We start from the raw sequence: 16993 nt of genomic DNA, 5'->3' as shown, positions 1-16993 counted from the left end.
ATTTTTAGAAAATAGATGCGTCAAAATACGCCAAATATTTCCTCTATTAGTGGAATTCCGCTTAATATCAACATTACTTAAAACTCCGTCCACTTCCTAAAGGCTACTTCTAAAAATCTGAGTCATCTGCAAACATAAATTTTTTATAATGGTAACGAATGGATAATATGATTCCGATTAACATCATAGTTCCTAGCAATGAACTTCCTCCATAACTAATAAATGGCAACGGTATTCCTGTAATCGGTACTAAACCTATGGTCATACCAATATTTTCAAATACGTGGAATGAAATCATTGCTACAACACCTGCACAAATATAAGAATAAAAAGGATTTTTCGTTTCAATTCCTGTTTTAGTAATTTGATAGATAAGCATAAAAAATAACCCAATTAACACACTTCCGCCAATAAAGCCAAATTCTTCTCCTATTGTGCTAAAAATGAAGTCAGAATGGCTTTCTGGCATATATACTTCACCGTTTTTATACCCTTTACCAGTTGTTTGACCAGAGCCGATGGCAAGCAATGATTTGACTAATTGAAAACTTTCATCGGATCTATAAGAATACGGATCCAGCCACGAATAAATTCGTTTATACTGATGTTCTGCTAAGATTCCCTGTAAAAGCCCATGATGATAGATTGCAATATAAAGCACTCCACCAACTATTACTGTCATGGAAGAAAAGAGAGGGAATAATAGTTTCCAAGATATACCTGAAACAAGGATGATAGCCAATAAAATACTACCAAATACAAGTGCTGTCCCTAAGTCTGGTTGTTTATAGATGATTGCCGCAGGAAGCGCCGTAACTACCCCAAGTTTTATTAATAACAATAAATCTGTTTTTATATTTTTATTTATATATTTTAGGTTATGGCTTGCGGATATTTTTGCAAGAAGAATAATGGTAAATACTTTCATAAATTCCGAAGGCTGGAGGGCACCTAATTTTGGAATGACAAACATTCTTTTCGCACCATTTAAAATTGGAGTATATTGTGTTACCGGAGCAATATAGAGAACGACTAACAAAATAAAAAATAAACCATATAAATACCATGCTATTTTTTTCAACTGGTCTGAATCGAATTGCATAATAACAATTACCGCTACTGTACTAATGATATACCACATAATCTGATCGATTACAAAATTTCTATCACCATATTGTCCCGTTTTCTGGGCACTATAAATAGTAATTAAACTAAAAATCGTCAGAAGCATTAATGAAAAAATAATACCGTAATCTAATCTAGGAATTGTTTTTTTCTGAGAAGTCATCGATTCGCCTCCTTGTATTAATTTTTTTCCTTCGACATTTTTTTATTATACTGAATGGAACTAAATATAAAAAGAAGTAAATTTGGTGTTCATAATATTGAAATAAAGCTTAAAAATGGAAATGTCATTACAACAATAATTGGAGAAATATTAGAAGAAACAAATAGTACATATAGTAATGAGATGAACTCGTTACACTGTTCCTGAAAAATTGCAGATTTTGAAATACCATGTCTTCTGGTCTTCCAGTACGAGAAAAACAACCCATTTATCATCATATAGTTTTTTAGATAATTAGGAAATACCCTCAGAATGTATAATCACCGATGCATTAAATTTGCTTGCCAAATGATCAAATAAATTTTTTTCCTTGTTAAGACTCATCTTAAACAGTTTGGTATTGACTTACTTCTCGCATACTCCGATGTTTTTGCAGGTGAATATTGAAGCATAATTTCTGATATTTATTATCACATTTCCAGTAAGAATAAAAAAATGCTGCCCGTTTCTATGAAAACACGGACAGCATTTCAAGTGATTTTTTTTTCATTTTTGGGGGAGTTAGAAGGGTAGGTGCTTAATCATAGCAAACTCACATTCACACCCCTACTCTACATAGTTATATATTAAGCTTAATACATTCTCATATACTGTTCCCTCTCCCAAGGGTGTACTTGGGTACGGAACATATCCCATTCAATTTCTTTTGCCTCAACAAAATTCTCAAAAATATGTTTCCCAAGGCCAGCTTTAATAACTTCATCCAGTTTTAACTGTTCTAGAGCTTCATATAGATTTGAAGGAAGATCGAGGACTCCTTCTTCAATACGTTCAGATTTATTCATACTATAAATATTTCTATCAACAGAATGTGGTGGAGTTAATTGATCTTCAATTCCACTTAATCCTGCTTTTAATAAAACTGCCATAGCAAGGTACGGATTTGCTGTAGGGTCTACGCTCCGAACTTCGATTCTAGTGCTTAGTCCGCGTGAAGAAGGTATTCTTACTAACGGGCTTCTATTTTGTGCAGACCATGCTATATAACATGGTGCTTCATATCCCGGAACAAGTCTTTTATATGAATTGACAGTTGGATTTGTGACGGCTGTAAATCCTGGAGCATGTTTAAGTACTCCTGCCAAAAATTGATAAGCTGTTTCACTCATTTTTAGCTCACCATTTTCATCAAAAAATGCATTTTCCCCATTTTTAAATAATGACATATTAAAATGCATTCCTGAACCTGCTACCCCAAATAATGGCTTTGCCATGAATGTTGCATGCAAACCATGTTTTCTTGCTATTGTTTTAACGACAAGTTTAAATGTTTGGATTTGGTCACAAGCTTTTACAGCATCGGCATATTTAAAATCAATTTCATGCTGTCCAGGCGCCTCTTCGTGATGGGATGCTTCAATTTCGAATCCCATTTCCTCTAATTCCAATACGATGTCACGGCGACAGTTTTCACCAAGATCCGTAGGAGCAAGGTCAAAATAACCGCCGTTATCATTCAAATCTAGCGTAGGGTCGCCATTTTCGTCTAACTTAAATAAAAAGAATTCTGGTTCAGGACCTAGATTAAAATTTGAAAACCCAAACTTTTCCATTTCCTTTAATACTCTTTTCAAATTACTGCGAGGATCTCCTGGGAATGGTTTTAAATCAGAACCATACACGTCACAAATTAATCGAGCTACTTTTCCACCTTTTTCTGCAGTCCACGGGAAAATAACCCATGTATCTAAATCAGGATAAAGATACATATCTGATTCTTCAATTCTAACGAACCCTTCAATTGAAGAACCGTCAAACATCATTTTATTATCCAAGGCTTTTTCAAGCTGACTTATTGGAATTTCTACGTTTTTTACGGTACCTAAAATATCCGTAAATTGTAGCCTAACGAACTTTACGTTTTGTTCTTCTGATAGTTGTAAAATACTTTCTTTCGTATACATTCCCATTTCCATAAGTCCTCCTGTTTTAATTGACGTCCATACATCATGAAAAAATCTACTTTAAAATTTTACAAAAAAAAAGTAAAAAAAGACAGCATTTTTTTTTTGCTGTCTTTACTTTTTATTCCTTATTTAAGATGAATTAAACCTTTTTTTATCAAACGATCTACTGCCATTGTTATGGCAATTTTTACATGTGCATATGTTAATCCACCTTGAACATAGGCAGTATATGGCGGTCTAATTGGACCATCGGCTGATAATTCGATGCTCGCACCTTGAATAAATGCCCCAGCTGCCATAATGACATCATCCTCATAACCAGGCATATAGCTCGGGTATGGGGTTACGTAGGAATCTACAGGAGACGCATATTGAATAGCCTGACAAAATTCAATCATCATTTGTTCATTATCGAATTGAACAGACTGAATCAAATCAGTTCTCTTTGCATTCCATTTTGGCAATGTTGATAGCCCTACGCGTTCAAGTAAGGCGGAAGTAAAAACAGCACCCTTTAATGCTTGACCTGTTACATGAGGAGCGAGGAAGAAACCTTGATACATTTCAAGTAAGCTATACAAAGATGCGCCTGCTTCAGATCCAATTCCGGGAGAAGTCATGCGATAAGAACAAGCATCCACCCATTTTTTCTTGCCGACAATATAGCCTCCAGTTTTAACTATACCTCCACCAGGGTTTTTAATAAGTGAACCGGCCATTAAATCAGCGCCTACATGGCAAGGTTCGAACTCCTCTACAAATTCACCATAACAATTATCTACAAATACAATGACTTCCGGATTAATCTCTTTAACAAAACGGACCATTTCGTTTATATCTTCAATTGTGAATGAAGGTCTTTCAGCGTATCCTTTTGACCTCTGAATTCCAATTACTTTTGTGTTCGGCTTCATTGATTTACTAACAGCAGAATAATCGATTTCTCCCTTTTCCGTTAGCTTGACACAGTTATATCCAATCCCGAATTCCTTTAAAGAACCATTGTTTTCTCCCCGAATACCGACAACTTCTTCTAATGTATCGTATGGTTTCCCTGTAATGTAAAGAAGTTCGTCTCCTGGCCGTAATACTCCAAATAGAGCAATAGAGATAGCATGTGTTCCAGATATAATTTGCGGCCTTACCAATCCTGCCTCGGCACCAAATACGTCTGCATATATTTTTTCCAATGCATCTCTTCCGATATCCCCATATCCATATCCTGTGGAAGGAGTAAAATAAGTGTCACTTACACGATTGTCCTGGAAACTTTTTAACACTCGGTATTGATTAATCTCAATCATCCGTTCAATTTCACGATGAATCGGTAAAATTTGATTTTCAACTTCTTCAATGATGGATTGTAAATCCTTGTTATCATGTAAAATATGATTCATGTTGCGATACCCCTTTAAAGCTCAAATAATTTTAAAGAACCCATTACTGGATGGTCTTTATGCACGTAACCTTTGCATTTATAAGCCTGCTCTTCCTCCATAAAAATAAGTTCACGTAATATCGTATCATTTTTTAAAACCGATAAAAGCCTTCCTTCGTTAGATGGAATGATAACTTGATAATAATGCATACTTAAAACGGCGATATCTTCAATTCTTTTCTTCAATTGATTTCGATCCTTTTCATCGAAGGCGCTCATAATAAAGTACTCGCCTGAGCTAGGAACAAAATCGGAATGTATTTCATCTGCTTTATTGTACACAGTGAGTTGAGGCAATTGATCCATTTCCAATTCTTTTAAAAGCTTTTGAACTGTTTTTTCATGGTTACCGTAATCAGGATTAGAACTGTCCACTACATGTAGTAATAAATCAGCGTCTTTTACCTCTTCTAATGTTGAACGAAAAGCGGCAATTAACGAAGTAGGCAGATCTTGGATAAACCCAACCGTATCGGTAATGATTGTTGAATATCCACTAGGAAGAACTAGTTTTCTTGTCATCGGATCTAAAGTGGCAAATAATTGGTTTTCTTCAAGAGATTCCGCTGTTGAAAGGCGATTAAATAATGTTGATTTTCCAGCATTTGTATAACCGACAATGGCGATTTGGAAAGCTTTGTTTCTTTTTCTTCTTACCCTGTAACGTTCCCTTTGTTCAACTACAAGCTGTAACTGTTTTTTAATCTCATTGATTCTTCGGCGAATATGACGTCGATCTGTCTCAAGCTGTGTTTCTCCAGGACCTCGAGTTCCAATTCCACCACCAAGTCTAGAAAGAGCTGTTCCTTGTCCAGCCAACCGTGGTAATAAGTACTGAAGCTGAGCATATTCAACTTGTAATTTACCTTCTTTAGAACGAGCTCTCTGTGCAAATATATCTAAAATCAGCTGCGTTCGATCTAATACTCTTGCTTCTAAACTATTTTGTAAGTTACGCAATTGACTTGGGGTTAATTCATCATTAATAACGATAATATCTGCTTCAAGTTCTTCTTCTAATTGTTGAAGCTCTTCTAATTTCCCCTTTCCAATATAAGTCGCAGGATGCAATCTTTCTAGTTTTTGTGAAAGGGTAGCAACTGTCTCACCCTTGGCAGTAGCTACTAAGGAATCGAGTTCAGACATTGAATATGTAAATCGATCATCTCTATCTTGAAGTTGACAACCGACAAGAATTGCCTTTTCCTTATTTTTTTGCAAGAAAATCCCACCTTCTTTCGAATACCATAGCCTCATCATAACAAAAAGTATGGTCGAAGACGAATCAAAATAAGAAAGACTGTTCCGATAAGCAAGAACAGCCGAATCCATATTATGTTGTCTCAGGAAAAATAAAATCATCGCCTATGAGAGATGATAAAACCGTTCGTTCTAGATGATGTTCATTTAATAGCCTCATTGCTTGAGAGCGTATTGCTTTTTCTAGGACATTGCGTACATAGCGCCCATTCGAAAAGCTATCGCCTTTTATTCCTCTTACATATAATAGATGATCCTTTAACTTAGTTTCGGCATCCTTACTAATCGTATATTCCTTGTCATCAAGCATTCTTTTCCCGATTTCCATTAATTCATTGACAGTATAGTCTGGGAAATGAAAAACGAGCGGAAATCGTGATTGCAAACCTGGATTTAAGCTAAGGAAGTAATCCATTTCTCTAGAATATCCTGCAAGAATTAAAATAAACTCATTTTGTTTATCTTCCATATGCTTAACTAATGTATCTATCGCTTCTTTTCCAAAATCTTTTTCTCCACCGCGGCCTAACGAGTACGCCTCATCAACAAAGAGAATACCTCCGGTTGCTTTTTTTATTAAATCACGCGTTTTTTGGGCTGTATGGCCAATATATTCTCCAACAAGATCTGCCCGCTCTGCTTCAATTAAATGACCTTTCGGAAGAACATCCATTTTTTGAAATAACTTTCCGATTAAACGAGCTACTGTCGTTTTACCAGTGCCAGGGTTTCCTTTAAACATCATATGAAGGACTTGTTGACCCGCTTTTAATCCAGCTTCTTCCCTTTTTTTATTAATATATATCCATGCATAAACTTCTTTCATCATTTTTTTAATTTGATCCATTCCAACGAGGGTATTCATTTCATTTTCAATTTCGTTTAAGACTGCATGTTCATGTGATAATGGTTTAGAAGATATCGCTTTATTTTGAACCTTTATTTTTTCTCTTTTGTTTACATTTAACATAATGCTGATTTGCCCATTATTTTTCATGCGTATTGGCTCACTCATCCCCATCACCTCACATTCAAAAACAGTATACGCCCAGAAATGAGATTGGTTCCATTTAATTTTGTGGATCTTGTAAACTTTGTACGTTGATTTACGCTCTTGGCGCGCGCTTTCCGAAGGGAGTTAAGGAGGCTCCTAGGCGCTTTACGCGCATGTGGGGTCTCCTCCCGTATACTCTTTTTCCCGCAGGAGTCTCACCCCTTCCGCCCCAATCAACTCAGTTGTAAAATTAACATTTAGTTTAACAAAGTCCATTACTGTAAGGGGAGCCAAACTATGCGTTTTACATTATATTCATGATAAGTATAGGAAATGAAACGAAATAAACCGCCAATTCTACTTAAAAGAACATCACATAATCAAAGTGATGTCCTTTTTAAGTGGAAAGGACGGTTTTTTACAAAATGGATTTACTCTTCAAAATTAATTTGAACGTTCCGTTGAGGAGAGAAAGTAGAGATGGCATGTTTAAAAACAAGCTGTTGTTTGCCTTCGCTTTCAAACAATACAGTAAAATTATCAAAGCCTTTAACATTTCCTCGGAGTTGAAAACCGTTCAATAGGAAAACAGTAACTGGAACTGATTCCTTTCTTAATTGGTTCAGGAATTGATCTTGAATATTAATTGGTTGTTTCATATAATGGCCTCCTCTTTTATCTCTATACTTATGTATTCGATTTAATTTGCAGCTTTCCTGCAATGAAATCAATAATCTCTCTTGTTTTTTTCAAGTGTTCCCTTTCTTCCGTCATGTCAAACCATGCAACATCCATTTTATTACGAAACCATGTAAATTGTCTTTTTGCGTAATGACGCGAGTTCTGTTTTAATTGTATGATTGCTTCATCCAAAGATACTTTTTCATCTAAATAATCGTATATTTCTTTATATCCGATCGCCTTAACGGATTGGGCATCCCTAGAAAGACCACTATCATAAAATTGTTTTACCTCATTCACAAGTCCGTCTTTAACCATAATGTCAACCCTTTTGTTAATTCGTTCGTATAATTTGTCTCTATCCATTGATAGTCCAACGAGAGCGGTATTATACAAAATTGACTTCTTTTGTTCACTTTGCAATTCTGTCATTGTCTTTCCAGTTTGCTCAAAAATCTCCAAAGCTCTTATAACCCTTCTAACATTATTCGGATGAATTTTATTAGCACTTTCCGGGTCAATGGATTTGAGTTTATTATGAAGTTCCAAGGGACTCATATCGTGTAAATCTAAATGCGTGTGTTCACTTGTACTTTCAGAAAAATGATAGTCGTATAAAACCGCCTGGATATAGAGGCCAGTACCTCCCACAATAATAGGAATAGCATCTCGATCAGTAATTTCATTGATTTTTTCTCTGACTAGCTTTTGAAAATCTGCAACAGAAAAAGCCTTGTCAGGTTCTTTAATATCAAGGAGGTGATGTGGGATTCCCTCCATTTCTTCAGCGGTTATTTTAGCTGTCCCTATATCCATTCCTTTATATACTTGCATGGAATCTCCGCTAATAATCTCACCGTTAAAACGTTTAGCCATTTCGATACTTAATTTTGTCTTGCCTACTGCAGTAGGACCAACTATAACGATTAATTTTTGCATTTCCTGTGCCAACCTCTTCATTATGAATTATACATTCGTTATAGCCTTATCTTACCAATTTCTTTTCAAACTTGAAAGCTAGTAGTCATAATTGCTTGATCTAACTCTCTTTCATATTCTTCATATTGTTGTTCATTCCACTGATAAATATCGGACATTATTTCCATAACTGGCTTCTTCCACTTTTCAACCTCAGGAAAATTGAAATATAGCCAACCTGTTCGACGATTGAAGAAATCGATCGGTTTTATAGTCATTTCATAATGAATGGCATACATCAAACGTGCATAGATGATGGGTGGCAACGTTTTTCCTTCTTCAATAAATGAATAGACATCCTCCACATTAGAACCGTAAAAAGCAGTAAGCTGTGCCGCCTCGACCTCACTAAGCCCTATAACTTTTGCCCTTTCCTTTTGGTGATTAATAAACGCTTTTAGCCTTTCTGAACCACCAATATTCCCACCTGATATTGGCAAAGCTTTTGTTTTCGATGATCCAAAAACTTTAGAATCTACTTTGCTTAGTTCCTTGGCAATAAGATTAACAACCGTCTCAGCCATTTTTCTATAGCCTGTCAATTTTCCTCCAGCTATCGTTATTAATCCGCTTTCTGAAACCCATATTTCATCTTTTCGGGATATTTCAGATGGTTTTTTTCCATCTTCATGTATTAATGGTCTGAGGCCAGCCCAGCTGGATTCGATATCCGTTTCAGATAGCTGCAATGTAGGAAACATGTATTGGATACATTCCAAAACATATTGAATATCCTCTTGTTGAGGTGTAGGATTTTGTATATCACCATTATAAAAAGTATCCGTAGTCCCAATATATGTCTTACCGCCACGTGGTATTGCAAAAATCATTCTGCCGTCAGGTGCATCAAAATATACGGCTTGTTTTAATGGAAATTTGGTTTGATCAAAGACGATATGAATTCCTTTAGAAAGCTGTAAATGTTTTCCTACTTTAGAATGATCAAGTGTTCGCAAGTCGTCGACCCATGGCCCAGTAGCATTAATAGTGATGTTCGCACGAATAGTATATTCTTTACCAGAAACCAAATCTTTAATCATTGCACCACTTACTTTTCCGCGTTCATCATAAAGGAATTTTTCCACCTTTGAATAATTCATTAAGCTAGCTCCATGCTCACTTGCAGCTTTTATCACTTCTATCGTTAGTCTCGCATCATCTGTGCGATATTCAACGTAATAACCGCTACCTAATAATCCATCTTTCTTAATTAGAGGTTCCTTTAATAAGGTTTCGTCCTTAGACAATATCTTCCTGCGTTCATCTTTTTTAACATTTGCTAAAAAATCATAAACTTTAAGTCCAATAGACGTTGTCAATTTTCCAAAAGTACCTTTTTCATAAAAAGGGAGGAGCATCCATTCAGGAGTCGTAACATGTGGACCATTTTCATATACAATCGCCCGTTCTTTGCCGAGATCGGATACTTCCTTTATCTCAAATTGTTTCAAGTATCGTAAACCGCCATGGACTAGTTTTGTAGAACGACTAGACGTTCCAGCCGCAAAATCTTGCATTTCAACAAGGGCTGTTTTCATCCCTCTAGTAACGGCGTCCAATGCGATTCCTGCACCTGTTATACCGCCGCCAATGACTAATACATCATATTGAGTTTTCGATAGTAAATCTAATAGATTTCCCCGGTTTAGTCCTGAAAATGAATTCACATTCTTCCTTCCTTTCAAAAAGATTTGGATGAAAGAATTACTCAACGTTTAAAATGAGTGGCTGCTTGAACTGCAATATTCCAGCCAGCGTATAAATCATTTGAAGTCTCAACATCCATATTTGGTTGGAACCGCTTATTCAATTCCCATTTTTTCGTAATTTCTTCTTTACTCTCCCAAAAACCCACTGCTAATCCTGCTAAATATGCTGAACCAAGTGCGGTTGTTTCATTAATTTCTGGTCGTTCTACCGCTGTTCGCAAAAGATCACTTTGGAACTGCATTAAAAAGTTATTAGCAACTGCTCCACCGTCGACCCGCAATGTTTTTAAGGAAATACCGGAGTCCATTTCCATCGCCATTAGCACATCTTTCGTTTGATAAGCCAAAGATTCTAACGTCGCACGAATAAAATGCTCTTTCGAAGTACCACGTGTCAACCCAAAAACGGCTCCTCTCACATCACTATCCCAATATGGGGTGCCCAAACCAACAAAAGCAGGTACAACATAAACGCCATCAGATGAATCAACATTAAGGGCGTACTGCTCACTTTCCTTTGCTTCTCTAATCAATCTCAACCCATCTCGAAGCCACTGAATGGCCGACCCAGCAACAAAAATACTACCTTCTAAGGCATACTCCACTTTCCCATCCAGTCCCCAAGCTATCGTTGTCAATAATCCATTTTCGGATCTAACAGGTTCTTCACCTGTATTCATCAACATGAAACAACCTGTACCATAGGTGTTTTTGGCCATACCTTTTTCAAAGCATGCTTGACCGAATAATGCTGATTGTTGGTCCCCGGCAATACCTGCGATAGGTATTTTTTGTCCGAAAAAATGATACGTTGCTGTATGTGCATATATTTCTGAAGAAGGTCTTACATCAGGAAGCATGATTTCAGGTACATCAAGCAAATCCAATAACTCTTTGTCCCATTTAAGCTCAAAAATATTGTACATCAACGTTCTGCTGGCATTTGAATAATCTGTTACATGAGCTGTTCCGCCTGATAGTTTCCAAATGATCCAGGTGTCAATCGTACCAAATAAAAGTTTCCCTTGTGCCGCCTTTTCTCGTGCACCATCTATGTGATCAAGTATCCATTTTACTTTTGTACCTGAAAAATATGGATCAATAAGTAGCCCCGTTTTACTTCTAAAAATAGCGTCTAAGTTATTATCTTTCAAATCCTTACAGATTTTTTCAGTTTGTCTCGATTGCCATACAATAGCACGATAAATCGGTTTTCCGCTTTCTTTATCCCATATAACCGTTGTTTCGCGCTGATTCGTTATTCCAATACCTGATACTTGAGATGGTTTAACTCCTGCTTCAGTGAGACAAGTGGCAATCACCGACAAAACGGATCCCCAAATTTCGTTTGCATCATGCTCAACCCAACCAGGCTGTGGAAAATATTGAGTAAATTCTTTTTGAGAAATATGTTTTATTTTCCCCTCTTTAGTAAACAAAATAGCCCTCGTACTCGTTGTCCCTTGATCAAGTGACAATATGTATTTTTCCACTAGGCAACCACTCCTCAAAAATTCAATTATCTTATTATTAGTATAACAAAATGAGGTAAAATTTGTTAAAATAACGTTTTTGTTTACATAATAATATTATAATTTACAAAAACTTAATATACCTCAAAATAAGCTATAGTTTAATTTCAATTTATATGCTAATGATTTTTTTCAACTCGTTAACTAGCTCGAATCTAATAATATCGCTTTAACAGCGCTAATCTACAAATAAAATAAAAGAGACCTTCAATAGGTCCCTTAATTTAATAAAAGAATATACCAATACAAACGAAAATAACGACTAAAACTAGTACTATATAAATCCATGAAAGAGATTTAATATTGACACTAACCGATTTTGTTTCATATTCGTGAGATCTAGCAATTTCGTTCTCGATTGCGTCCCCTTCCGTTTCATATTCTTTCATTTGTGCACTAATATCTTTTCCAACTAATAACGTTCCGACTAAAGCAGCAATACATGTGAATACTGCAGCTATTATTAAAAATACTGTCAACTCTTCTCCACCTTTTACATAATTCTCTTAAACATTTTTTCTATTTCATATGTTGATAAATGAATGATAATGGGTCTTCCATGCGGACAAGTAAATGGATCCTCGGTTCTACGTAATTCATTTAATAATGCTTGGATTTCATCGTTCCGCAAATATTGATTCGCTTTAATAGAAGCTTTACAGCTCATCATAATAGCTGCTTCTTCCATAATTTTTTTTATGTCTATTTTTTTCATTGTAAGCAATTGTTCAATCATTTCTTCGATAATTTCTTTTTCTTTACCCTTAGGAAACCAGCTAGGATGGGATCTGATCATATAGCTGCTCATTCCGAAATCTTCAAGGAAAATCCCAATCTGTGCTAATTCCTGCTTGAATTCCTCTATTTTAATAAATTCATCCCGTGAGAACTCTAGGTGTAAAGGGACAAGCATTTCCTGCACTTCTTGATCGACTTCTCCCACTTTCTCACGATAATATTCATACTTAATTCTTTCCTGTGCGGCATGTTGATCAATCATATAAAGACCTTGATCATTTTGTGCAAAAATATACGTACCATGCATTTGTCCGATCGGATAAAGAGGAGGAATCCTGTTATTTTCCTTAGTAGGAGTACTTTCCACTATTGGCTCCTCTACTTCTGGACTCTCTTCAATCTGAGGTTCATTCGCAATAAAACCTGAAGGTATTTTCTCTTCTGCTGGCTCATAAAGCTTTTTCATATCCTCAGTTGGCAATAGCGTTTCTTTTTGTCTATATTGTTGTATTCCGCTATTAGACGGAGTTTTGAATGGATTTTTTGTAACAACTTGGTTGTTTTCCAATTCTAGAGATGTTTGTTCGGATATGTTTACAGGTCTCTTACTAGTAAGAGGGTTACTTGACGGTATCAATTCTCTCTTTTTAAATGTTGCTTTAATTGTTGCAGTAATCAGCTCATTGAGTTCCGTCTCTTTACTTATCCGCACTTCCATTTTAGCAGGGTGAACATTGACATCGACTAGAATTGGATCCATTTCAATTGATAATAAAACGATAGGATAGCGATTAATTGGTAAGAGAGTATGATATCCTTCTAAAACGGCTTTTATTAGCGAGTAATTTTTAATAAATCTTCCATTAATCATTGTTGATAAATAATTTCGAGATGCGCGAGTCACTTCTGGAAGTGAAATAAAGCCAGATGCTTTAAAATCAAGCGACTCAGATTGAATTGGAATCATTTTTTTAGCTATCGATACTCCGTAAATGGCTGCGAGTACTTGCCGTACATCACCATTGCCAGTCGTATGAAGCAATAGACGTTCATTATGACGCAATCTTATTGACACTTCCGGATGCGCTAATGCAATTCGATTCACTATATCAGATATATGGCCGATTTCTGTGTGAATCGTTTTTAAATATTTTAAGCGAGCAGGTGTATTGAAAAATAAATTAGTTACTGAAATATCGGTTCCTTTTCTAGATGCAGCCTTTTCATGAAGAATTAGCTTGCCACCTTCAAGAATCACTTTTGTTCCATCTTGACCCGCTTTTGCTGATACTAATTGTAAATTAGACACAGAAGCGATACTAGGAAGTGCTTCGCCTCTAAACCCAAGTGTTCTAATTCGAAACAAATCATTTTCATCTTTTATTTTACTTGTAGCATGCCTTTTAAAAGCTAAAAGTGCATCCTCTTCTTGTATGCCGTTTCCATTATCTATTATTCTTATTTTACTTAATCCCGCTTCTTCTATATCTATTTCTATGACTGTACTTTTTGCATCAATTGAATTCTCAAGTAATTCCTTAACGACAGAGGCTGGGCGCTCCACTACTTCGCCCGCCGCGATTTTATTCGATAGAGTGTCATCTAATTCTATTATTTCGTGCATTGCCCCTGCCTCCTTCCGTAATCATTATTTTAACTTTTTTTGTATTTCATAAAGGCTGTTCATCGCCTGCATTGGATTCATATCCATAATGTTCAATTGGCGTAACTCATCAAGAATTTTACGTTCATGGTCTGAGTATTTGCTCTTTGTGGGTTCAGCAAATAAAGCAAGTTGTTCGTTTACATGTTCACGATTATCTACATTTTTGGTGTCCCTTGATTGTTCATTCTCTAATTCTCTTAAAATTTCTGTAGCTCTGGCAATTAGTTCTTTAGGAAGATTAGCAAGTTCTGCAACATGAATACCATAGCTTTTATCCGCTGGCCCTGGTTTTACCTTATGAAGAAAAACTAATTTTCCTTGCTGTTCCACAGCACTTACATGGATGTTTTTCAGTTGAACGAGCATTTCTTCAAGTACTGTCAATTCGTGATAGTGAGTGGAGAAAAGTGTTTTGGCGCCAATTCTATCATGAATATATTCGATAATTGCTTGTGCCAGTGCCATTCCATCGTAAGTGGAGGTACCTCGACCAATCTCATCGAATAAAATTAAACTATTTTTCGTTGCATTTGCAATTGCATTTTTTGCTTCTAGCATCTCCACCATAAAGGTACTTTGTCCAGAAATTAAATCATCTGCGGCGCCTATCCTCGTAAATACTTGATCAAATATAGGAATATCGGCTTTTTCTGCAGGGACAAAGCAGCCTATTTGTGCCATAATCGCTGTTAATGCAATTTGTCTCATAAATGTACTTTTTCCTGACATATTAGGACCAGTAATAAGGAGCATTTCACGCTCAGAGTCCATCAAGCAATCATTGGGTACATATTCTTGAGAACCCATTACTTTCTCAACAACGGGATGCCGTCCGTTTGTTATATGAATTTGTCGTTTATTATTAAAAATTGGTTTAACATAATGTCGTGTCTCACTAACAGTCGCAAAACTTTGATACACATCTAATTCACTGATGATTTTGGCTGCTTGTTGAATTCTTGGTATATATGTTTTAACTGTTTCACGAATTTCCATAAATAATGCATACTCAAGATCAATGCACTTTTCTTCTGCCAGAAGAATAAGAGCTTCTTTTTCTTTAAGTTCAGGTGTAATGAAGCGCTCTGCATTCGCTAATGTTTGTTTGCGCTCATAGCGACCTTCTTCTAACAAATGGACATTTGCACGAGTCACTTCTATATAATAGCCAAACACCCGATTGTAGCCGACCTTTAACGATTTGATTCCCGTTTTTTGTTTTTCTTCTTTTTCAAGTTCGGCAATCCATTGCTTTCCGTTTCGACTTGCATCCTTATATGTATCCAATTCTTTATGGAAACCATCCTTAATGATTCCACCTTCCTTGATCGTAAGAGGTGGATGGTCAATAATCGATTTTTCAAGTAGCTCCGTTAAATCTTCACATGGATCCAATTGATCTACTAATCTTTGGGCTTCACTCTGATTTAGCTGTTTAACTAATGATACAATGGCAGGAATTTGCATTAAGGATTTTTTAAGTTGAATAAAATCACGTGCATTTGCATTTCCGAAAGCTACACGTCCAGAGAGTCTTTCGAGATCGTATACTCCTTTTAACAACTCACGAAGCTCTTGACGTTCAAAATAATGATGTAAAGTTGTTTCAACTAGATCCAGTCTTCTGACAATTTGTGTTTCGTTTATTAAAGGACGATCAATCCATTGCTTCAGCATTCTTCCACCCATGGCCGTTACCGTTTCATCCAACAGCCATAATAATGTTCCTTTACTGCCTTTTCCTCTTATCGATTCTGTTAACTCTAGATTTCTTTTTGAATAATAATCAAGCTTCATATATTGATTGATTTCGTATTCAGAAAAAGCCTGCAGGTGGTCCAAACTTCTCTTCTGAGTTTTCTTTAAATAATGAAGGAGTCGGAATGCAGTTGTTTTAAGCTTCTCATTTGAAAGCCTAGTTATTATATTGTTAAATTCATTATCATTTTCTATATTTTCTTCAATGGAAATAATCACATTCATGCGGTCTGTTATTTTCTTCTTAAGTTCACTGTCTAAATTTGAATCTACTACAACTTCTTTCATCCCGATTGTAGATAATTCGTTTAATAATACCTCGTGAGTGCCCGTTAAGATGGTTGCTTTACTTTCACCAGTTGATAAATCAGTATAGGCAATTCCAAAAGTTACTTCATCAAACATTGTAAAAGATGAAATATAATTATTTTCCTTCTCTAATAACCCTTTACCTTCCATAACGGTTCCAGGAGTAATGAGTTGTACAACTTCACGCCGAACAACACCTTTTGCCTGCTTTGGGTCTTCGGTTTGTTCACAAATGGCCACTTTATAACCCTTTTGGATTAACACCTCGATGTATCCCGCAGCTGCATGATACGGAACGCCGCACATTGGAATGCGCTCTTCCGTTCCTCCTTCTCTACTAGTTAACGTAATTTCTAGTTCCTGTGATGCCTTTAATGCATCGTCAAAGAACATTTCATAAAAATCTCCTAGTCGAAAAAATAAAAAGGCATCTTGATAATTTGCCTTTACTCGCAAATATTGTTGAATCATTGGCGTATATTGACTCATTTGTACATAATTCCTTTCCGTTCAAAACCTCTATCTCGATTAGTATAACATAATCATTGAAGACACTTCATTTTTTTATGGATGGATCCATCCTATGTCGAGAAAAACTTCTACTTATTTCTACAAAATTGTAAGAAATCTATTTCAAAGATTCTTCCAAATCGAAAATACTTGATGAGTAAAATT

12 protein-coding genes are annotated in these 16993 nt (G+C 35.9%); all 12 read right to left on the bottom strand.

The genetic code is table 11. The features are described from left to right. Window positions 1-109: 109 nt before the first annotated feature. Window positions 110-1288, bottom strand: a complete 1179-nt coding sequence (locus KHA93_RS05215; protein WP_213109763.1) for an FtsW/RodA/SpoVE family cell cycle protein — start codon at window positions 1286-1288, stop codon at window positions 110-112. A 632-nt stretch (window positions 1289-1920) separates the two neighbouring features. Continuing rightward, window positions 1921-3258, bottom strand: coding sequence for a type I glutamate--ammonia ligase (gene glnA / locus KHA93_RS05210; RefSeq protein WP_213112780.1), 1338 nt, complete (start codon window positions 3256-3258; stop codon window positions 1921-1923). Window positions 3259-3380: 122 nt separating this feature from the next. Beyond that, window positions 3381-4652, bottom strand: coding sequence for a methionine gamma-lyase family protein (locus KHA93_RS05205; RefSeq protein ID WP_213109762.1), 1272 nt, complete (start codon window positions 4650-4652; stop codon window positions 3381-3383). Between the two features lie 14 nt (window positions 4653-4666). Further along, window positions 4667-5914, bottom strand: a complete 1248-nt coding sequence (gene hflX, locus KHA93_RS05200; RefSeq protein WP_432806304.1) for a GTPase HflX — start codon at window positions 5912-5914, stop codon at window positions 4667-4669. 112 nt (window positions 5915-6026) lie between these two features. Continuing rightward, window positions 6027-6968 carry a stage V sporulation protein K gene (gene spoVK / locus KHA93_RS05195; protein WP_213109761.1) on the bottom strand — a complete coding sequence of 314 codons (942 nt, stop codon included), beginning with the start codon at window positions 6966-6968 and terminating at the stop codon, window positions 6027-6029. A 410-nt stretch (window positions 6969-7378) separates the two neighbouring features. Further along, the gene (gene hfq / locus KHA93_RS05190; RefSeq protein ID WP_213109760.1) at window positions 7379-7606 is read right to left on the bottom strand and encodes an RNA chaperone Hfq; all 228 of its coding nucleotides are present in this window, start codon (window positions 7604-7606) and stop codon (window positions 7379-7381) included. 28 nt (window positions 7607-7634) lie between these two features. Next, window positions 7635-8588, bottom strand: coding sequence for a tRNA (adenosine(37)-N6)-dimethylallyltransferase MiaA (gene miaA / locus KHA93_RS05185; RefSeq protein WP_213109759.1), 954 nt, complete (start codon window positions 8586-8588; stop codon window positions 7635-7637). 44 nt (window positions 8589-8632) lie between these two features. Beyond that, window positions 8633-10273, bottom strand: a complete 1641-nt coding sequence (locus tag KHA93_RS05180) for a glycerol-3-phosphate dehydrogenase/oxidase (protein WP_213109758.1) — start codon at window positions 10271-10273, stop codon at window positions 8633-8635. A 41-nt stretch (window positions 10274-10314) separates the two neighbouring features. After that, on the bottom strand, window positions 10315-11808 hold the full coding sequence (gene glpK, locus KHA93_RS05175; protein WP_213109757.1) for a glycerol kinase GlpK: 1494 nt from the start codon (window positions 11806-11808) through the stop codon (window positions 10315-10317). Window positions 11809-12071: 263 nt separating this feature from the next. Further along, the gene (locus tag KHA93_RS05170; RefSeq protein ID WP_213109756.1) at window positions 12072-12326 is read right to left on the bottom strand and encodes a hypothetical protein; all 255 of its coding nucleotides are present in this window, start codon (window positions 12324-12326) and stop codon (window positions 12072-12074) included. Between the two features lie 14 nt (window positions 12327-12340). Continuing rightward, window positions 12341-14209 carry a DNA mismatch repair endonuclease MutL gene (gene mutL / locus KHA93_RS05165; RefSeq protein ID WP_213109755.1) on the bottom strand — a complete coding sequence of 623 codons (1869 nt, stop codon included), beginning with the start codon at window positions 14207-14209 and terminating at the stop codon, window positions 12341-12343. Between the two features lie 24 nt (window positions 14210-14233). After that, a complete protein-coding gene (gene mutS / locus KHA93_RS05160) occupies window positions 14234-16807 on the bottom strand; it encodes a DNA mismatch repair protein MutS (protein ID WP_213109754.1) in 2574 nt (857 codons plus the stop codon). Window positions 16808-16993: the final 186 nt, after the last annotated feature.

The organism is Lederbergia citrisecunda, from assembly GCF_018343695.1.
In the GTDB taxonomy this organism is placed as follows: Bacteria; Bacillota; Bacilli; order Bacillales; family Bacillaceae_C; genus Lederbergia; species Lederbergia citrisecunda.
This window is presented reverse-complemented; position numbering and strand designations above follow the sequence as displayed.

Excerpts from the sequence above, each read along its gene's own strand:
- KHA93_RS05215 (WP_213109763.1), bottom strand. The coding sequence starts at position 1,288 with ATGACTTCTCAGAAAAAAACAATTCCTAGATTAGATTACGGTATTATT.
- miaA (WP_213109759.1), bottom strand. The coding sequence starts at position 8,588 with ATGAAGAGGTTGGCACAGGAAATGCAAAAATTAATCGTTATAGTTGGT.
- glnA (WP_213112780.1), bottom strand. The coding sequence starts at position 3,258 with ATGGGAATGTATACGAAAGAAAGTATTTTACAACTATCAGAAGAACAA.
- hfq (WP_213109760.1), bottom strand. The coding sequence starts at position 7,606 with ATGAAACAACCAATTAATATTCAAGATCAATTCCTGAACCAATTAAGA.
- spoVK (WP_213109761.1), bottom strand. The coding sequence starts at position 6,968 with ATGAGTGAGCCAATACGCATGAAAAATAATGGGCAAATCAGCATTATG.
- KHA93_RS05205 (WP_213109762.1), bottom strand. The coding sequence starts at position 4,652 with ATGAATCATATTTTACATGATAACAAGGATTTACAATCCATCATTGAA.
- mutL (WP_213109755.1), bottom strand. The coding sequence starts at position 14,209 with ATGCACGAAATAATAGAATTAGATGACACTCTATCGAATAAAATCGCG.
- mutS (WP_213109754.1), bottom strand. The coding sequence starts at position 16,807 with ATGAGTCAATATACGCCAATGATTCAACAATATTTGCGAGTAAAGGCA.